Genomic DNA, 17,804 nt, shown 5'->3' on the forward strand with positions numbered 1-17,804 from the left:
GGCGGTCACCACCGGCCGTTCCTCTCCGCCAGGACCGGGCGCGCGGAGGCCGGGCGCCTCCGGTCCGAGTCCAAGGTCACCGGTGCCGGGCACGCCTGGTCGAACCGGGCCCACACCAGCGCGGCCAGGTCGGCGTCCACCCCCAGGGGGGCGGCGACCAGGTCGGCACCGGACGCCTCCAGACGGTCCTGGAAGAAGCCCGGGGCCAGGAGGTAGGAGGCGAGCGCGATCCGCGGCGCGGGTCCTGAGCGCAGCCGCTCCAGGGCCTCGGCGATCGAGGGGGTGCCCGTGGCGGCGAAGGCCGCGGTGACGGGGCGGGAGAGCCGGACCGAAAGCAGCCGGGCCGCCGCCCGCACGTCGGCCAGCGCCGCAGGGTCGGACGACCCCGCGGCTCCCAGGATCACCGAGTCCGCCGCCCTCAGCCCCGCGGCGGCCAGTCGTCTGGCGAGCACGGCCGTGAGCAGCGGATGCGGCCCCAGCGGGGCCGTCACCGTGGCGTCCGGCCTGGCCGCGGCCACCACCGCGGGCAGGTCGATGTGGACGTGGTAGCCGCCCGCCAGCAGCAGCGGGACCACCACGACAGGGCCGGGCACGCGGGCGAGCACGTCGGCCAGCGGGGGTGAGCTGATCTCCAGGAACGCCTGCTCGACGCGCGTTCCCCGGCGGCCCTCGCGTACCAGGTCACGCAGACCGGCCAGGGTCTCCTCCCCCCTCGCGCTGCGCGTCCCGTGCCCGGCGAGGACCAGCGTCGTCACAGGCCTTCGCCCCGGTCGCAGGCCAGGCGGTAACCGCGTTTGACGACCGTCTCGACGATTCCCGAGGGGCCGAGCGCCCGGCGCAGGCGGGTGATGGCCATCTCGACCGCGTGCTCGGCCGAGTCCCGCGACGGGCCGCCGGGGAGCACCGTCCGCAGGTCGGAGCGGGCCACCACGTGCCCGGGTTTGTCGGCCAGGCGCTTGAGCACCGCCATCGGCGCCGGCGGCAGCGGCTTCAGCTCGCCGTCCACCGCGACGGCGTGACCGCGGATCTCCAGCCGGTGGCCGCCCGCGACCAGGCGGGTGACGCTGTGCTCGGGCAGGTGCCTGGCGAGGGTACGGGCCAGCGTGCCCAGGCGGGAGCGCTCGGGCTGCACGGTGGGCACCCCGCGCGCCTCCAGGGGCCCGGCGGTGACCGGGCCCACGCAGGCGGCGACGACCGGCCCCGCGAAGGCCGCGACCAGTGCGTCCTCCAGGCCGTCCGCGCGGGCCGAGTTGAGCATGGCCAGCACGGCCGGGGCACTGGTGAAGGCCACCGCGTCCACCCCGCCGGAGATCGCCTGGCTGACCAGGCGGCGCAGCGGCGACACGTCCCGGTAGGGCAGCCACCGGTAGACCGGCACCTCGATGACCTCCGCGCCGGCTTCGCGCAGTGCGGCCACGAAGCCGGTCAGCGGCTCCCCGTGCAGCTGCACGGCGATGCGGCGGCCGCGCAGGTCCTGGGCCAGGAGGTGCTGCTTGACCTCCTCGCACGACTCCGTGGACGGGGTCCAGTGGTCGTTCAGCCCGGCGGCCCTGACCGCGCCGCGGGCCTTGGGCCCGCGGGTCAGCAGCCGTGCGGAGGTCAGGTGCTCGGCGAGGTCGCCCGCCAGCCCCCAGCCCTCGGCGGCGGCCATCCATCCCCGGAAGCCGACGCCGGTGGTGACCACCACGTCGTCGATCGGGGCGGACAGGCCGGCTCGCGTCGCGGCCAGCAGGTCGGCGTCCTCGGCCAGGGGTACCAGGCGGATCGCGGGGGCGCGCACCACCCTGGCGCCCCTGCGTTCCAGCAGCGCGCAGAACTCCTCACGCCGCCGGGTGGCGGTGACCCCGATCGTGAACCCGGCCAGCGCGTCGGGCGCGGTCTCGGGAGAGTCGACGGGGCTGTCCAGAACGGCGATGCTCATCTGTCGTTCACCACTCCTCGCTTGATCTTCTTCAGGTATCCGGCCGCCTGCGGGCTCACCCCGTGCCCACCTCCACCGTTTCGCCGGTGAGGCGGACCGGGTAGGTCGGCACGGCCGTCGCGGGATCGTCCAGGCACACCCCCGTCGCAAGGGAGAAAGCCTGCTTGTGCATGGGGGAGACCACCACCGGCTCGCCGGCCCTGGTGCCCATGATCCCGCGGGACAGGACGTGGGCACCGCTGAACGGGTCACGGTTGCCGATCGCGAACAGGGTGCCGTCGAAGGCACGGAACAGCGCGATCTGACGACCGCCGACGAGCGCGCACACGCCACGCTCGGGCAGCAGGTCCGGGTAGGAGCAGACCGGCGTCCAGCCGGCCTGCTCCAGCTCTTCGCTCAGGGCGGTCATCGGTGAGTGCCTCTCCTCGGGATGTCGGCGGTGGCGGGCCGGAGCGGGCCTCCCAGCGCGTCGGCGGGGGATGTGGGACATGGGGGGCGGCTGGTCAGGAACGGACCACCTCCAGTGGGATGAGGACCGGTCTCACCTGGTCGCGCTGGGGTTCGAAGGCGATCGAGGGGTCCGGCGTGCCGGGGGCGTTGATGAAGGAGACGAACCGCCGTAGCCTCTCCGGGTCCTCGATCGTGGCGCGCCACTCGTCGGCGTAGCCGGCCACATGCCGCTCCATCTGCGCCTCCAGGTCGGCGCAGATCCCGAGGGAGTCCTCCAGGACGACCTCCCTGACGTAGGCCGGCCCCTGTGCCTCCAGCCAGGCGGAGGTGCGCTGCAGGCGGTCGGCGGTACGGATGTAGAACATCAGGAACCGGTCGATGACGCGGACCAGTTCCTCGGTGCCCAGATCGGAGGCGAACAGGTCGGCGTGGCGCGGGCTGAAGCCGCCGTTGCCGCCCACGTAGAGGTTCCAGCCTCGCTCGGTGGCGATGACGCCGAAGTCCTTGCCCCTGGCCTCGGCGCACTCGCGGGCGCAGCCGGAGACCGCCGACTTCAGCTTGTGCGGCGAGCGCAGCCCCCGGTAGCGCAGCTCCAGCGCGATGGCCAGGCCGACGGCGTCCTGCACGCCGTACCGGCACCAGGCCGAGCCCACGCAGGACTTCACGGTGCGCAGCGCCTTGCCGTACGCGTGCCCGGACTCGAAGCCCGCGTCCACCAGGCGCTTCCAGATCAGCGGAAGTTGCTCCACGCGGGCCCCGAGCAGGTCGATCCGCTGCCCGCCAGTGATCTTGGTGTACAGGCCGAAGTCGCGGGCCACCTCGCCGATCACGATGAGCCCGTCCGGGGTGATCTCCCCGCCGGGGACGCGCGGCACCACCGAGTAGGTGCCGTTGCGCTGGATGTTGGCCAGGAAGTGATCGTTGGTGTCCTGCAGGGCGGCCTGCTCTCCGTCGAGGATGTGGCCGCCGCCGAGCGAGGCGAGGATCGAGGCGACCACCGGCTTGCACACGTCACAACCGCGCCCGGTGCCGTGCTCGGCGATCAGCTGGGAGAACGTCGTGATGGCGCGCACCCGGACGATGTCGAACAGCTCCGCCCTGCTGTACGCGAAGTGCTCGCACAGAGCCTTGGAGAGTTCGACGCCCGATTTGACGAGAATCTGGTTGAGCATCGGGACGCAGCTGCCGCAGGTGGTGCCCGCGCGGGTGCAGCCCTTGATCCCGGCGACGTCGGTGAGGCCGTGGTCGGCGACGGCGGCACGCACCTGGCCCTTGGTGACGTTGTTGCAGGAGCAGACCTGCGCGTCGTCGGGAAGCTCCACGCTCGCCGGGCCACCGCTGAACAACAGCTCGCTCGGCGATCCCGGCAGATCGCGGCCGACGAAGGGCTTCAGGGTGTTGTACGGGGTGGCGTCGCCGACGCAGATCCCGCCGAGCAGGGTGCGCGCGTCGTCACTGACGAACAGCTTCTGGTAGACCCCGCCCACCGGATCCATGAAGGTCACGTCCAGCGCGCCGTCCATGGCGCCGAACTGGGCGACCTCCACACCGAGCAGTTTGAGCTTGGTGGAGAGATCCGCACGGGTGAAGACCGCCCCGCCGCCGAGGATGCGGTCGGCGGCGACCTCGGCCATCGTGAAGCAGGGGCCGACCAGCCCGTAGACCACGCCCTCGTGCGACGCGCACTCGCCGATCGCGTAGATCGCCGGGTCGGCGGTGCGCATCCGATCGTCCACGACGATCCCACCGCGCCCGCCAACCTCCAGGCCGGCCTGCCTGGCCAGCTCGTCACGGGGCCTGACCCCGGCGGAGAAGACCACGATCTGCGCCTCGACGGTCTCCCCGTCCGGCTTGACCAGGCCCGCCACCCGCCCGTCCGGGCCCGCGACGATCTCCTGCACACCCGCCTCGGTGTGCACCCTCAGGCCGAGCCCCTCCACGTGACCGCGCAGCACCGCGCCGCCGCCCTCGTCGACCTGGCGGGGCATGAGCCAGCCGCCCATCTCCACCACGTGCGTCGACAGGCCCAGGCCACGCAGGGCGTCGGCGGCCTCCAGCCCCAGCAGCCCGCCGCCGACCACGACGCCGCTCGTGGCGGCCGAGGCGGCCTCCCTGATCGCGTCGAGATCGTCGATCGTGCGGTAGGTGAAGCAGCCGTCCAGTTCCCTGCCCGGCACCGGCGGCACGAACGGGCTGGACCCGGTGGCCAGCACCAGCACGTCGTACGGCTCGCGATGGCCGTCCGCGGTGATGACCTCCTTCGTCCGCCTGTCGATGTCGACGACCCTGGACGACAGGCGCGGCACGACCCCCTCCGGCACCGGGTAGGTGAGATCCTCAACGCTTCTGCCCGCCAGGTAGGAGGTCAGCGCCACCCGGTCGTAGGCCGGTCTGGGCTCCTCCCCCAGCACCGTGATCCGGCCCGTGAACCCCTTGGCGACCAGGGCCTCGACCAGCCGGTGCGATGTCGGTCCGTTTCCCACCACGACAAGTCGTGACATGATCGCGCTCGCCCTTCCGTCCGCTTCGTCTGCCCGTCCCCGATGGATCGTCCCGCTCACCGGGCGGGGCGGCTCCGTGTCCGTCCGGCGCCCGGCCGTTCCCTCGCCTCCAGCGCCGGTCACGCCGAGACTCCTTCCTGCTCGCAGAGCCAGCCGACGATGCCCTCGACCGCGTCGCGGCAGCCGCCGCAGCCGGTGGTGGCGCGGGTGGCGGCGGCCACGGCCGCGACGTCCCTGGCGCCCGACTCCCAGCAGGCCCTGATCTGCCCCTTGGTCACGTCGTTGCACTGGCAGACCTTCGCCGCGTCCGGCATCCTGACCGGGCTCTCGGCTACCGCGTTGCCCTGCAGACCGGGGAAGAGCAGACCGGCCCGGTCTCCCGGCAGCGGCCCGCCCCGGTCGAACAACTGGGTGAGGTTGCCCACCGCCGACGTCTCACCGAGGAGGATCACGCCGACCAGGCGGCCGTCGCGGATGACGAGCTTGCGGTAGGTGCCCGCCGCCCGGTGGCTGAACCGCACGACCTCCGCGTCGTCCTCGGTCAGGTGCGTCTCGCCCATCGCGGCCAGTTCCACGCTCCTGGCCTTCAACCGGGTCACCAGCCGCGATCCCCGGTATCGGGCGGCCTTGTCGGCCCCCGTGACGATGTCGGCGACCACCGCGGCCTGCTCCCAGGCGGGCGCGACCAGCCCGTAGACCCTGCCCCGGTGCTCGGCGCACTCGCCGATCGCGAAGATCGACGGGTCGTCGGTGCGCATCTCGTCGTCGACGACGATCCCGCGCGCCACCTCCAGCCCGGCCTCGCGAGCCAGCCCGGTCACCGGGCGGACCCCGCAGGCGAGCACCACCAGATCGGCCTCGACCGTCTCGTCTCCCGCGAGCCGCACACCGTCGTCGAGGATCTCCTCGACCACGACGCCGGTCCTGGTCCTCACCCCCAGCGTGCCCAGGGTCTGGCCGAGCACCAGCCCGGCCTCGGCATCCAGCTGACGGTCCATCAGGTGCCCGGCCAGATGCAGTAGCGTCACCGGCAGGCCGCGCCCGGCCAGGCCACGCGCCGCCTCGACTCCGAGCAGACCACCTCCGATCACCACGGCGTGCCGCGCCGCGCCGGCGGCCCGCAGGATCCTCCGGCAGTCGTCCATCGTGCGGAACGTGACGGCCCTGCCCGCCGCACCCGGTACCGGCGGCACGACCGCCTCGCTGCCTGTCGCCAGCACGAGGACGTCGTACGGCTCGCGCCTGCCCGTGGCGGTGAGCACGGCCCGGTTCTCCCGGTCCACGGCGGTCACCTCGACCCCGGGCAGCGCCGTCACCGAATGATCGGCGTACCAGGCCGGGTCGAGTAATCGCACCTGGTCGGGCGGCATCGTCCCGGCCACGACGTTCGACAGCAGCACGCGGTTGTAGGGCTGCGACTCCTCGGCCCCGAACACGGTCAGCCCGACGTGCCGGTCACGGGCACGGATCTCGCTCACCAGACGGGCGCCCGCCATCCCGTTGCCCACGACCACGATCCGGGTCATCCGGCACGCTCCACTCTGACCGCGCAGACCTTGAACTCCGGCATCCTCGACACCGGGTCCAGCGCGGGGTTGGTGAGCAGGTTGACGCCCGGCCAGTGGAACGGCATGAACACGGTGTCCTGCCGGATCGCCGGATTGACCCTGGCCGGCGCCTCGGTCGCGCCGCGCCGGCTGACCACCCGCAGCATCTCCCCCGGGGCCACGTCCAGGTGCTCGGCGAGGTCGGGGTGGAGTTCCACGAACGCCTCGGGTGCCGCCATGTTCAGTGTGGCGATCCGCCGGGTCTGCGCACCGCTCTGGTAGTGCGCGAGCACCCGTCCCGTCGTGAGATGGAGCGGATACTCCGGGTCGACGTCCTCCTCGGGCGGACGGTGCTCGACCGGCACGAACCGGGCGCGCCCGTCGGGCGTGGCGAAGCCGTCCAGGAAAGGCCGGGGAGTACCCGGGTGATCCTCGGCCGGGCAGGGCCAGAACACCCCGGTCTCGGCGGCGATCCGCTCATAGGTGATGCCGGCGTAGTCGGCGATCCCACCTGCCGAGGCCCGGCGGAGCTCATCGAAGACCTCGCGCGGATCGGCGGGGAAACCCTCGGCTCCGGCTGTCCCGCGCAGTCTCGTGGCGAGCCCCCGGAGAATCTCAAGGTCGCTCCGCACCCCTGACGGCGGGGCGGCCGCCTGGCGGCGGAGCAGCACCCGGCCTTCCAGATTCGTCATGGTGCCGCTCTCCTCGGCCCACTGGGTGGTGGGCAGCACGACGTCGGCCATCGCGGCGGTCTCCGACAGGACCAGGTCCGAGACCACGAGCAGGTCCAGTGAGCCGAGCCGCTCGGCGACGTGCCCGGCACGCGGCGCGGAGACCAATGGGTTGGAGCCGAACAGCAGCAGCGCCCGGGGGCCGCCGCCGGTGCCGAGCGCGTCCAGCAGTTCGTAGGCGGAGCGGCCGGGTCCCGGCAGGTCATCGGGGTCGACGCCCCACACGGCGGCGACGTGGGCGCGGGCCGCCGGATCATCGATCCTGCGGTAGCCGGGGAGCTGGTCGGCCTTCTGCCCGTGCTCGCGGCCTCCCTGCCCGTTGCCCTGCCCGGTGACACAGCCGTAACCCGACCCCTCGCGCCCCGGCAGCCCGAGGGCGAGCGCGAGGTTGACGAACGCGCTGACGGTGTCGGTGCCCTTGGCGTGCTGCTCGGCGCCGCGCCCGGTGAGGATCGCCGCCCGGCTCGCGCCCGCGAGGATCGCGACCGCGGCGCGCATCCGGGCGACCGGCACACCGGTGATCCGTTCCACTCGCTCGGGCCACCAGGCCGCGACCGAGGTGCGGACCGCGTCGAACCCGCTCGTCCTGGCGGCCACGTATGCCTCGTCGACATCACCTTCGGCGACCACGATGTGCAGCAGGCCCAGGGCCAGCGCCAGGTCGGTGCCGGGGGTCGGCTGCAGGTGCAGGTCGGCCTGCCGGGCGGTCGCGGTGACCCGCGGGTCGATGACGATCAGCCGGCCGCCCGCCGCGCGCATCGCGGTGAGGTGACGGACGAACGGCGGCATGGTCTCGGCCACGTTTCCGCCCGCGATCAGGACCGCGTCGGCGCGGGCGAGGTCGGTGATCGGGAAGGGCAGACCACGGTCCATCCCGAAGGCTCGGTTGGTGGCCGCGGCGGCCGAGGACATGCAGAACCGGCCGTTGTAGTCGATCTGGCTGGTCCGCAACACCACCCGGGCGAACTTGCCGAGCAGGTACGCCTTCTCGTTGGTGAGGCCGCCGCCGCCGAACACGGCCACGCCGTCGGGGCCGTGTTCGGCCTGGACGGCACGTATCCGGTCGGCGACAAAGCCGAGCGCCTCGTCCCAGCCGACCTCCTCGCCGTGCAACAGCGGGGTGGTCAGCCGCTCGCCGGTGAGGAGCTCACCGGCGGTCCAGCCCTTCTGGCACAGTCCTCCCGCATTGGCCGGGACGTCGTGACGCGGAGTGATCGTGACGGTCTCGTCCACCGCGACGTTCATGCCGCACTGCAGAGCGCAGTAGGGGCAGTGCGTCGCCGTCCCACCCTTCACAGGTGTCTGGGGGGGAAGTGAGACCGGCATGGGTCCGATGGTGCTTTCAGGCGGTTTCACCGTGAGGTCTCCCCTGTTACCGATGTGCTACAAGCCACTAACCGTGTTCACATTCGCAATGAGGTGGATGTGAGTTATCCGTCGGCCCGGCCGGTGCCGGATGTGAGCACGGCGGGTGCCGGGCCTGGCCGGCGCTCACACCCGGGCCGCCGCCAGGCTCGGCGCACTGCCTGCGGCACGCAGGTAACAGGCCCAGGTGATGACCGCGCACACCAGGTAGAAGGAGGCGAAGGAGGCCAGTGCGGCCCCCGCCCCGCCGGTCGCGGCGATGGAGCTGCCGAATCCGCGGTTGATGAAGAACCCGCCGAAGGCACCGATCGCGGAGATGATTCCGATGGCCGCGGAGGCGTCCCGCTTCCCGACGGCCACGGCGGCGTCGTGAGCGGCCGTGCCCGGGGTGACGCCCGCGACCGCCTTGGCCCGGAAGATCGCCGGAATCATCCGGTAGGTGGAGCCGTTGCCGATACCGGTGGTGGCGACCAGGAGCATGTAGGCACAGAAGAACAGCGCGAAGCCGCGCTGGGACAGCCCCTGCCAGACCAGCACCGCCGCGCCCGCCATCGCGGCGAAGTTGACGAACGTCACCCGCGCCCCGCCGAGCCGGTCCGACAGCCAGCCGCCCACCGGGCGGACCAGGGAGCCGAGCAGCGGGCCGAGGAAGGCCAGCCAGACCAGCGAGGCCTGCTCGGGAAACTGGCTCTTGATGAGCAGCGGGAACGCGGTGGAGTAGCCGATGAAGGAGCCGAACGTACCGATGTACAGGACTGACATGATCCAGGTCTGGACCCGGCCGACGACCTTCAACTGGTCCGCGGGACTGGCCTTGGCCGAGGTCAGGTTGTCCATGAAGAAGTAGGCGCCCACCGCGGCGGCCAGGATGAAGGGAATCCAGAACAGCCCCGCGGCGGCCAGCCCGAACGCCCCGATCACCAACGGCATGAGAAGTTGGACGGAACTGACCCCGATGTTGCCGCCGGCCGCGTTGAGCCCGAGCGCGGCCCCTTGCCTCTCCCGGGGATAGAAGTGGGTGATGTTGGCCATGCTGGAGGCGAAGTTGCCGCCGCCCAGCCCCGCCGTGGCCGCGATGGCGAGGAACATCCAGTAGGGGGTGCCGGGGTCGCCGACCGCGACGGCCAGCAGCACCGCGGGCACGAGCAGGAGCAGAGCGCTGACCACCGTGAAGTTCCGGCCGCCGAACCTGGCCGGGGCGAAGGTGTACGGGATGCGCAGCGCCGAGCCGACCAGGTTGGGCAGGGCGACGATCCAGAAGAGCTGGTCGGTGGAGAAGTCGTAGGAGCCGAGTTGCACGGCCACGATGCTCCAGACGGTCCACAGCGTGAACCCGAGGTGCTCGGCGAAGATGGAGAAGACCAGGTTCCGCCTGGCCACCTTCCGGCCGTGCTCCTGCCAGAAATCCGGATCGTCGGGCCGCCAGTCGCTGATCCAGGGCCTCATCGTCTGTCCTCCTGTGGTTTCGGGGGGCTTCGATCCCCGAAACTAGGAGGGCGGCGTTACGCACATTCACTGTCTGTGATGGTGCACCGGTTACACGCAACTAACCCTGGAAATACGCAATGCACACGCCGCACACTCGCAACACTCCGGAAACCCGGGGGGTGCGGGAAGCCGGCGACCGTTCGGCCACGGACACGCCCTGTCACGATCCCGGGCCCCCAGGGTAGCGGCGCGGCCGGCTCCTGGAGTGTGATCGCGCTCACGGTCACGCCGCCCGGAGATGCGGTAAGGCGTGGGCCGGTCGGAGCGCGCCCACCGAAGCACACTCACAAGTAACGGCAATGGTTGAGCCGGTGCGACAACGGGAACCGTCACCGGTGCCGATTCATCCGCCTCGGGGAGTGCGCGTGGCCGTCCAGCCAATCCGACTGTTCGACGATCCCGTGCTGCGCACGGTGGCCGAGCCTGTGACCACCTTCGACCGCGCGTTGCGCGTCCTGGTGAAGTCGCTCCAGGCCACGATGCGTGCCGGCACGGGCCGCGCGGGACTCGCCGCCCCGCAGATCGGCGTCCCGCTCAGGGTCGTCGTCTACGAGTTGGACGGCAAGTCCGGCCACCTGGTCAACCCGCGCCTGGAACTGTCCGAGCGGAGGATCGTGGCCGACGAGGCGTGCCTGTCCGCCCCCGGCCACTGGTGGCCACTGGAACGCTCCTACATGGTCACGGCCCGCGGTCGTGACATGTTCGGCAAACCCGTCACCGTCCGGGCCCTGGGCATGCTGGCCCGCGTTCTCCAGCACGAGGCCGATCACCTCGACGGCACCCTCTTCATCGACCGCCTCCCCGAGGAGGAGCGGGAACGCTTCCTCGCCTCGATCTCTTGACTTGCACACCTCACAACTGTCCGATAGAGTGTTGCAGTTGCAGTCGTAGTTCTCAGCTTAGCCTTATCATCTCAAGTGCTTATGAGAAGTCCGCCGACAGCGGACGTTACAGTTTCTCCGGATGGTTTCCGCGGGTGCATGGTAGGGTCCGCAACGCAGCCCCGTGCCGCCGACCTGGTGGTTCGGTGAGGCTCCCAATGAGGAGAAGTAGTTTTGTCTGAGGGCACCGTTAAGTGGTTCAACGCCGAAAAGGGCTTCGGATTCATCGCACCGGATGACGGCACCGCCGATGTCTTCGTGCACTACTCGGCTATCAACTCCAGCGGCTACCGCAGCCTGGAGGAGAACCAGCGTGTCAGCTTCGTCACCACGCAGGGCCAGAAGGGCCCGCAGGCCGACAAGGTCGAGCTCATCTGACCTGGTTTGACCTCAAAGGCTTCGGGCTGAGCCCGCACCGCGCAAGCGGTGCGGGCTCAGTCATTTTCCGGCCCCTGCTCCCCCGCCGGGGAGTGCTCTCCAGGCGGTCACCCGAAGAGCACTGGCCTCAGAGCGGGCAGGGCGGCTCTCAACGCGGCCGAGAGCCCCGGGCAGCGCCAGAGAGGGTCAGACCACCCCGCCTTCAGAGCGCGACTCCGAGCAGCACGTCCGCGATCCGCCCGACAAGGAGCGGCGCGCCCGGGTCGCTGCCGCCCTCCGACAGGGCACGCTCGGCCCAGTCGTCGATGACCGCGAGGGCGCCGGGGGCATCCAGGTCGTCGGCCATCCGGGCACGGACCCTGTCGAGCACGACACCGGCGTCGGGGCCGGTCTGCAGGCCCGCCGCCGAGCGCCAGCGCGCCAGCCGCACCTCCGCCAAGGCAAGCTGGTCGGAGGTCCACTCCCAGTCGGAGCGGTAGTGATGCGCCAGCAGGGCCAGCCGGATGGCCATCGGATCGGTCTCCCCGCGCAGGCGGGAGACGAAGACCAGGTTGCCCTTCGACTTGGACATCTTCTCGCCGTCCAGGGCGACCATGCCCGCGTGCACGTAGGCCTTGGCGAAAGGCCACTCGCCACACGCCACGTGGCCCTCGTGGGCGCCACACTCGTGGTGCGGGAAGATCAGGTCGGAGCCCCCACCGGCGACGTCGAAACCACTGGACAGGTTCGCCAGAGCGATCGCGGTGCACTCGATGTGCCAGCCGGGCCTTCCCTGACCGAACGGCGAGGGCCAGGACGGCTCCCCCGGGCGCTCCGCACGCCAGAGCAGCCAGTCGAGCGGGTGCTTCTTGCCCGGGCGCTCCGGGTCCCCTCCGCGCTCGCCGAACAGGGCGAGCATCTGCTCCTCCGGGTAACCGGAGACGGCACCGAACTTGGGGGCCGCGGCCACGTCGAAGTAGACGTCACCCTCCAGGTCGTAGGTGGCGCCCTTGTCACGCAACAGCTCGATCAGGGCCGCGACCTGGTCGATCACCTCGGTCACGGCGATGTAGTCGCGCGGCGGGAGGATGCGCAGCGCCTCCATGTCCGACCGGAACAGCTCGATCTCGCGCTCGGCGAGGTCACGCCAGTCGATGCCGGTCTGCTCCGCGCGTTCCAGCAGGGGGTCGTCGACATCCGTGGCGTTCTGGGTGAAGTGCACCCCGTGCCCGGCATCTCGCCAGGCCCGGTTGACCAGGTCGAAGGCGAGGTAGGTGTTGGCGTGGCCCAGATGGGTGGCGTCGTAGGGCGTGATGCCGCAGACGTACATCCGTGCCATGGGACCCGGCTTTGTCGGGACGACATCTCGCACAGCGGTGTCGAAAAGCCGCAGCGGGACACCGGCACCGGGAAGCCGAGGAACCTTCGGCGCAGACCACGATCTCATAAAGTGAGCCTATCGAGCAGACAGACCACCCCGATCAGCTCGGGGTGGCGGATACAGAGGCATTCGTCTCAACTCCGCGAGGTGCCCAGATCATTCCGTGCGGACTTCACGGAAGGCGCCCGGATCACGGGGGGCGGCGGTGAAGTCGTAGCGGACGCCGCCCGGCGCCAGGGCGAGCAGGGTGACGGAGAGAGAGCCGAAGATCCGCCCGTCGGGCAGCTCATGATGAATGATCATGGACCGGAGGTCATCAGAGGGAATCCCCGCCCCGGTGGCGAGTTCCCGCCACTCCTCCCAGGGGCCGTCGAGTTCCGTGGGACGGCCGGCCTTTGCGAACAGGGGGCGGAAGAACGCGACGCGCTCGTTCTCCTCACCGCGTTCCCAGCCGCTGTTGACGATCATGTGGGTTCCCGGAGGAAGGACGTCTCGCTCCAGCGCGGTCCCATCCCAGTGCCACAGGCAGGCCCCGCTGGGATCGGCGCGCAGCAGGTGGAAGGGGTCATAGCGGTCAAGGTCGCTCTCCACCGGCCGGCCTCCGGCGGCCGCCAGGAGCGGGAGGTCACCGCGTGAGCGGCGCGTCTCCTCCGGGGCGAGCACGCCGTGCCCGTTGAGAAGGGCCCCGACCCTCCTGGCCCGGGGGTCGACGGCCAGCCAGGTGCCGCCGCCCTGAAGGTCTCGACCGCCGATCAGGCCGGGCCGGTCCTTGTGCCAGTGTCCCGCCGGCGGAACCCAGGGACGGCCGGTGAACTCATCACGCACCCCGACCACGATCAGGGGGATCTCGGCGCTCGGATCGATGCTGACGACAACCGTGCACATGCCCGGAGGCTACGCCTCCGCCGCGAGCGGGCGCGGAGCGGGGTCCTTCACCGGCAAGGAGTCCGAGGTCACGGCACCTGCCAGCCGGGGGCTCAGATCGGCGGCCACGGGATCGCCGGCCACTCCTTGGAGGGGAGGGGGTGCAGGCCGGTGTCGAGAAGCCTGCGGACCCGCGACCAGGTCGCCTCGACCTCGGGGAGGGTGAGGAGTTCTCGGAGGCGGCGGCCGAGCCGCCCCTGCTCCAGGTCGCGTTCGAGGCGGGTCAGGACGTTCATGGCCTCGCGGGACAGGGGCTTGCCGCGCCACTGCCAGAGCACGGTGCGGAGCTTGTCCTCGGCGGAGAAGGAGACCCCGTGATCGACCCCGTAGACATGGCCGTCGGCGAGCGGCAGCAGGTGGCCACCCTTGCGGTCGGCGTTGTTGACGACGGCGTCGAAGACGGCCATCCGCCGCAGCGAGGGCTGGCGACTGCGGATCAGCACCATCAGGTCGATCTCGGGGTCGGTGTCGATCCAGAGCTGGCACATTCCCGGGCCGAACGGGCCGTCCCGGTAGACGGTGGGCGGCACGATCCGCCAGCCGATCGCCGCGGAGACCTCGTAGGCGGCGACCTCTCGGGCGGCCAGGGTCCCGTCGGGGAAGTCCCAGAGCGGGCGCTCCCCCCGTACCGGCTTGTACACACAGGCCGCCACGAGCCCGCCGAGCCGGACCGAGCAGTAAAGCGTCATGTTGGTCGCCTCGACCAGGCGACCCGCCACATCCAGCCGTCCGTCACGGAGCAGACGCATCGCGGTCTCGTCGTCCAGCCCCGCGGCCGGCGCCGTGCTCAGCGTCGGCTCGCTCTCAGCGCTCATTCGCCTCCTCCACCAGATGAAGCGCTACTACCCCGGTAACCGTTGAGCCGCACACAAATATGCCCTTCGGCATCGAGAGGCTGGGCGCAGAGCGGGCAGGGCGGACGCCCGGCGGCGACAAGTGCCATGGCCCGCTTGGTGAAGGCCCTGGCGGCGCTTGGGCTGATGTGCACGCGCAGCACCGTGAGATCGGCGGACGAGGACGGCTCGAGCTCCTCCTCGACCCCGGCCTCCTGGGCCTCGATGACCACCTGGTCGGCCTCGGGGTCCCAGGCCAGGGCCATGGTGCCGACGCGGAAGTCCTCACTGATCGGCACGTCGAGAGGGGCGTTGTCGGCCAGCGCGGCCGGAGCGACGGCGGGCACCGGGACACCGGCCTCGCCGCGCCGCAACACCTCGTCGAGCAGTTGGTCGAGGCGGTCGGCCAGCGCGGCCACCTGGAACTTCTCCAGCGCCACGGTGGTCAGCCTGCCCTGTCCCCGCGCCTGCAGGAAGAAGGTTCGTGAACCCGGTTGCCCCACGGCACCGGCCACGAATCTCTCGGGTGGATCGTAGTCGAAGACCGGCATAGCCCGACCTTACGTGGTCCCGGATCCGCCGCCGACTGCGGCATCACTCCCGGTGGGATTTTCTCCCCCGTCCTCGCCTTCCGAACCCTCCGCGAGGCGCAATCCAGCCATATCCCCACCCGTGTCGTTGAGCCTGAGCACGAAGGGGCGCAAGGGGGTGTAGCGAATGACGGTGAGCGAGGCCGGATCAGCGGTTATCCGTTGGAACTGGTCCAGATGCAGCCCCATGGCGTCGGCCACGATGGCCTTGATCACGTCTCCGTGGCTACAGACGAGGTAGACCGCCTTCGGGCCGAGACGCTCGTTCCATTCCCTGACCGCCGCCACGGCGCGGTACTGGACGGCCGGCAGGGATTCTCCCCCGGGGAACGTCACCGCGCTCGGATGGGCCTGCACCACCGGCCAGAGGGGGTCCTTGACGAGTTCGGCGATCGGGCGGCCCGTCCAGTCACCGTAACGGCACTCGCCGAAGCGCTCATCGGTCAGTACCTCCGCCCCCTGTCGCCCCTCGGCGACCGCCTGCGCGGTCTCCTGACAGCGTTCCAGCGGGCTGGAGACGATCGCGTCGAGCTCCAGCGAGGTCAGCCGGGCGGCGAGGGCCTTCGCCTGGGCCTGTCCCGCGTCGCTGAGGTGAACGTCCGGGGTCCATCCCGCGAGGACCGGACCGGTGAGGTGGGTAAGGCCGTGTCTGGCCAGCAACAAGGTCGTCACGCGGGCAAGTCTTGCAGCCCTCACTCCACTACTTTTAAGTGGCCGAGCGGTAATCTGGCCGGATCATGGAGCAGCGCTATGTGGGCCGGAGCGGCTTGTCGGTGTCCCGCCTGGGACTGGGGACGATGACGTGGGGGCGTGACACCGGCGCCGAGGAGGCCGCGGCGCAGCTCCGCATGTTCGCCGAGGCCGGCGGCACGCTCATCGACACCGCCGACGTCTACACGGGCGGCGACGCCGAACGGCTGCTCGGGCGGCTGCTGCGCGACTCGGTGCCGCGTTCGGAGCTGGTGCTGTCCACCAAGGCCGTGCTCACCCCCGCCGGGCGCAGACCCCGCGACGCCTCAAGGAAGCACCTGGTCGCCGCGATCGACGCCTCCCTGACCCGCCTGGGCGTCAACGAGGTCGACCTGTGGCAGCTGCACGCCTTTGATCCCGACGTCCCGCTGGAGGAGACCCTGGCCGCCGTGGACGCGATCGTGTCCTCCGGGCGGGCCGCGTACGCCGGGGTGTGCGACTACGCGGGCTGGCAGCTGGCGACCGCCGCCGTGGGGCAGCGGGCGGTTCCAGGGCGGGTGCCGATCGTCGCGGCCCAGGTCGAGTACTCGCTCCTGGCCAGAGAGGCCGAGCGCGAGCTGATCCCCGCCGCCGAGCATGTCGGCGCCGGGGTGCTCGCCTGGTCGCCGCTCGGGCGCGGGGTCCTCACCGGCAAGTACCGCACGGGCATCCCCGCCGACTCTCGGGCCGCCACCCCGCACTTCGCCGATTTCGTCACGCCCTACCTCGACGAGCGGTGCCGCCGGGTCGTGGAGTCGGTGACGACCGCCGCCGAAGGGCTTGGCGTCTCGCCGCTGTCGGTGGCCCTGTCGTGGGTACGCGACCAGCCGGGGGTGGCCTCCGCCATCGTCGGCGCCCGCACCCACGCGCAGCTGTCCGGGGTGCTCCAGGCCGAGGACCTGGCGTTGCCCGTGGAGATAAGGGAAGCACTCGACGACGTGTCGGCCGACTGAGACGCCCAGGACGGAAACCGAACGAGAATTCGCCTCGCGTATCACTAGTCGATACCGAATAGCAACTTTCCGTGAAAAAACCGGGCCCCCCCACAAGACTGTCGAACAGGTAGCGGGGGCACCCGGATGTCGGCAGCACATCACGGCCGATATCCGACCCGGGGGAAGGGAGACGAGTGCGAACCGCGATGTCGGCAGGCGCACTGGCGCTGGTGCTGGGCAGCGGGATCCCGGCGGTCTCGTCGGTGGACACCGCCCGGGCGGACACCGTCACGCAGGTGGACGACTGCGATCACGGAGGGCTGCTGGGCACCGTGACGGGCGGGATCTGCCGGACCGTGGACAAGGTGGTGAGCGGCATCACGGGCGACGCCTCCCCGCTCGCCCCCATGCTGGCCCCGCTCTCGTCCTCGCCCGCCGGTGACGACACCGCCGGCACCACGGCTCGGACGCCCACCGCCGAGAAGACGTCCCCCGTCGGGGAGGAGACACCGGCACCAGCCACCTCGGCCGCCGAAACCCGACCCGCAGCGGGCGAGGAGACCCCCTCGCGCCCCGAGGATCCCACCGGCACCTGCCGGCCCACGGCGGCCTCCCCCAAATGCCCGGACCCGTCGGAGAGTCCCCTCTCTCAGGAGGCGGCCCGGCCCAAGCCGTCGCCGAGCCCCTCGCGCGACCACGGCCACCGGCCCGCGCGGAAGAAACCGGTTCCGGTGCCGACCGGCTGGACGCGACAGCCCTCACGGTCGCCGTATCCGGAGGCCGACACGCCCGCGATCGACGTGGACGCACCGGTGACCTCCGAGCCGTCACCCGTGGTCGACGCCGAGGCACCCCGGGTGGAACTGCTCTGGCCGGCCCCGCTGATGCAGGAGTTGCAGCGGCAGATGTCAAACGAACGGCCGGTGACGCCCAGCCGGTCATCCGACACGGCGGGCACCGTGCTCACCACTGCGGTGCTCATTCTGGCCATCCTCGCGGTCCGCCTGCTGTACAGCAGGCGGAAGGTCAAGGAGTCGATCCCCTTCGAGCCGGTGCCACCGGGCCATCACCGGGTGGCCTAGGTCCTGTCCTGCGGATCTTGCCGTGGCGAGGATCGGTCAGGTGGTGTCTCGCAAGGCGGAGGAGGGAGCCGCAGCGTGCTGCGGTGACC

At 71.2% G+C, this 17,804-nt stretch carries 16 protein-coding genes; 4 read left to right on the forward strand and 12 right to left on the reverse strand.

Annotated elements, in window-relative coordinates; genetic code table 11:
• Positions 1-5: 5 nt before the first annotated feature.
• The 7 genes from ABT130_RS13770 to ABT130_RS13800 all read right to left on the reverse strand — a co-directional run bounded on the left by ABT130_RS13770 (position 6) and on the right by ABT130_RS13800 (position 9,961).
• Positions 6-755: a sirohydrochlorin chelatase gene (locus ABT130_RS13770; protein ID WP_350955566.1), complete on the reverse strand. Its 750-nt coding sequence runs from the start codon at positions 753-755 to the stop codon at positions 6-8.
• On the reverse strand, positions 752-1,921 hold the full coding sequence (locus ABT130_RS13775; RefSeq protein WP_350919164.1) for a uroporphyrinogen-III synthase: 1,170 nt from the start codon (positions 1,919-1,921) through the stop codon (positions 752-754). The genes ABT130_RS13770 and ABT130_RS13775 overlap by 4 nt, the downstream gene beginning before the upstream one ends.
• 55 nt (positions 1,922-1,976) lie before the next feature.
• Positions 1,977-2,330 carry a nitrite reductase small subunit NirD gene (gene nirD, locus ABT130_RS13780; protein WP_350919161.1) on the reverse strand — a complete coding sequence of 118 codons (354 nt, stop codon included), beginning with the start codon at positions 2,328-2,330 and terminating at the stop codon, positions 1,977-1,979.
• A 94-nt stretch (positions 2,331-2,424) separates the two neighbouring features.
• Positions 2,425-4,872, reverse strand: coding sequence for a nitrite reductase large subunit NirB (nirB, locus tag ABT130_RS13785; protein WP_350955568.1), 2,448 nt, complete (start codon positions 4,870-4,872; stop codon positions 2,425-2,427).
• Positions 4,873-4,991: 119 nt separating this feature from the next.
• Positions 4,992-6,398 carry an FAD-dependent oxidoreductase gene (locus tag ABT130_RS13790; protein WP_350919155.1) on the reverse strand — a complete coding sequence of 469 codons (1,407 nt, stop codon included), beginning with the start codon at positions 6,396-6,398 and terminating at the stop codon, positions 4,992-4,994.
• Entirely contained in the window at positions 6,395-8,476 is a 2,082-nt protein-coding gene (locus tag ABT130_RS13795; protein WP_350919152.1) for a molybdopterin oxidoreductase family protein, read from the reverse strand. Before ABT130_RS13795 ends, ABT130_RS13790 begins: the two co-directional genes overlap by 4 nt.
• 165 nt (positions 8,477-8,641) lie before the next feature.
• Entirely contained in the window at positions 8,642-9,961 is a 1,320-nt protein-coding gene (locus ABT130_RS13800) for an MFS transporter (protein WP_350955570.1), read from the reverse strand.
• A gap of 407 nt (positions 9,962-10,368) precedes the next feature.
• Between ABT130_RS13800 and def the strand changes: the two genes are divergently transcribed.
• Both def and ABT130_RS13810 read left to right on the forward strand, forming a co-directional pair.
• On the forward strand, positions 10,369-10,845 hold the full coding sequence (def, locus tag ABT130_RS13805; RefSeq protein WP_343961111.1) for a peptide deformylase: 477 nt from the start codon (positions 10,369-10,371) through the stop codon (positions 10,843-10,845).
• A 213-nt stretch (positions 10,846-11,058) separates the two neighbouring features.
• Positions 11,059-11,262 (forward strand): cold-shock protein, encoded by a 204-nt coding sequence (locus ABT130_RS13810; RefSeq protein WP_030904638.1) that lies wholly within the window; start codon positions 11,059-11,061, stop codon positions 11,260-11,262.
• Between the two features lie 202 nt (positions 11,263-11,464).
• Here ABT130_RS13810 and mshC read toward each other — a convergent pair whose 3' ends face one another.
• From mshC to ABT130_RS13835, 5 genes are all read right to left on the reverse strand, one after another.
• Complete coding sequence (gene mshC, locus ABT130_RS13815) at positions 11,465-12,688, reverse strand: cysteine--1-D-myo-inosityl 2-amino-2-deoxy-alpha-D-glucopyranoside ligase (protein ID WP_350955572.1); 1,224 nt, start codon at positions 12,686-12,688, stop codon at positions 11,465-11,467.
• Positions 12,689-12,778: 90 nt separating this feature from the next.
• Positions 12,779-13,507 carry an NRDE family protein gene (locus tag ABT130_RS13820; protein ID WP_350955574.1) on the reverse strand — a complete coding sequence of 243 codons (729 nt, stop codon included), beginning with the start codon at positions 13,505-13,507 and terminating at the stop codon, positions 12,779-12,781.
• A gap of 92 nt (positions 13,508-13,599) precedes the next feature.
• Positions 13,600-14,361 carry an SCO1664 family protein gene (locus ABT130_RS13825; RefSeq protein WP_350955576.1) on the reverse strand — a complete coding sequence of 254 codons (762 nt, stop codon included), beginning with the start codon at positions 14,359-14,361 and terminating at the stop codon, positions 13,600-13,602.
• The gene (locus tag ABT130_RS13830; protein WP_350955578.1) at positions 14,358-14,930 is read right to left on the reverse strand and encodes a DUF3090 domain-containing protein; all 573 of its coding nucleotides are present in this window, start codon (positions 14,928-14,930) and stop codon (positions 14,358-14,360) included. Before ABT130_RS13830 ends, ABT130_RS13825 begins: the two co-directional genes overlap by 4 nt.
• A gap of 9 nt (positions 14,931-14,939) precedes the next feature.
• A complete protein-coding gene (locus tag ABT130_RS13835) occupies positions 14,940-15,641 on the reverse strand; it encodes a histidine phosphatase family protein (RefSeq protein WP_350919135.1) in 702 nt (233 codons plus the stop codon).
• 65 nt (positions 15,642-15,706) lie between these two features.
• On the opposite strand from ABT130_RS13835, the gene ABT130_RS13840 reads away from it, so the two are divergent.
• Together ABT130_RS13840 and ABT130_RS13845 are read left to right on the forward strand one after the other, a co-directional pair.
• On the forward strand, positions 15,707-16,651 hold the full coding sequence (locus ABT130_RS13840) for an aldo/keto reductase (RefSeq protein ID WP_350919132.1): 945 nt from the start codon (positions 15,707-15,709) through the stop codon (positions 16,649-16,651).
• Between the two features lie 176 nt (positions 16,652-16,827).
• A complete protein-coding gene (locus ABT130_RS13845; protein ID WP_350955580.1) occupies positions 16,828-17,715 on the forward strand; it encodes a hypothetical protein in 888 nt (295 codons plus the stop codon).
• The last annotated feature ends 89 nt before the right edge of the window (positions 17,716-17,804 follow it).

It is taken from the genome of Streptosporangium sp. NPDC001681, assembly GCF_040298085.1.
In the GTDB taxonomy this organism is placed as follows: domain Bacteria; phylum Actinomycetota; class Actinomycetes; order Streptosporangiales; family Streptosporangiaceae; genus Streptosporangium.

Excerpts from the sequence above, each read along its gene's own strand:
- nirD (WP_350919161.1), bottom strand. The coding sequence starts at position 2,330 with ATGACCGCCCTGAGCGAAGAGCTGGAGCAGGCCGGCTGGACGCCGGTC.
- ABT130_RS13830 (WP_350955578.1), bottom strand. The coding sequence starts at position 14,930 with ATGCCGGTCTTCGACTACGATCCACCCGAGAGATTCGTGGCCGGTGCC.
- ABT130_RS13775 (WP_350919164.1), bottom strand. The coding sequence starts at position 1,921 with ATGAGCATCGCCGTTCTGGACAGCCCCGTCGACTCTCCCGAGACCGCG.
- ABT130_RS13825 (WP_350955576.1), bottom strand. The coding sequence starts at position 14,361 with ATGAGCGCTGAGAGCGAGCCGACGCTGAGCACGGCGCCGGCCGCGGGG.
- mshC (WP_350955572.1), bottom strand. The coding sequence starts at position 12,688 with ATGAGATCGTGGTCTGCGCCGAAGGTTCCTCGGCTTCCCGGTGCCGGT.
- ABT130_RS13820 (WP_350955574.1), bottom strand. The coding sequence starts at position 13,507 with ATGTGCACGGTTGTCGTCAGCATCGATCCGAGCGCCGAGATCCCCCTG.
- ABT130_RS13840 (WP_350919132.1), top strand. The coding sequence starts at position 15,707 with ATGGAGCAGCGCTATGTGGGCCGGAGCGGCTTGTCGGTGTCCCGCCTG.
- ABT130_RS13800 (WP_350955570.1), bottom strand. The coding sequence starts at position 9,961 with ATGAGGCCCTGGATCAGCGACTGGCGGCCCGACGATCCGGATTTCTGG.
- nirB (WP_350955568.1), bottom strand. The coding sequence starts at position 4,872 with ATGTCACGACTTGTCGTGGTGGGAAACGGACCGACATCGCACCGGCTG.
- ABT130_RS13795 (WP_350919152.1), bottom strand. The coding sequence starts at position 8,476 with ATGCCGGTCTCACTTCCCCCCCAGACACCTGTGAAGGGTGGGACGGCG.
- ABT130_RS13790 (WP_350919155.1), bottom strand. The coding sequence starts at position 6,398 with ATGACCCGGATCGTGGTCGTGGGCAACGGGATGGCGGGCGCCCGTCTG.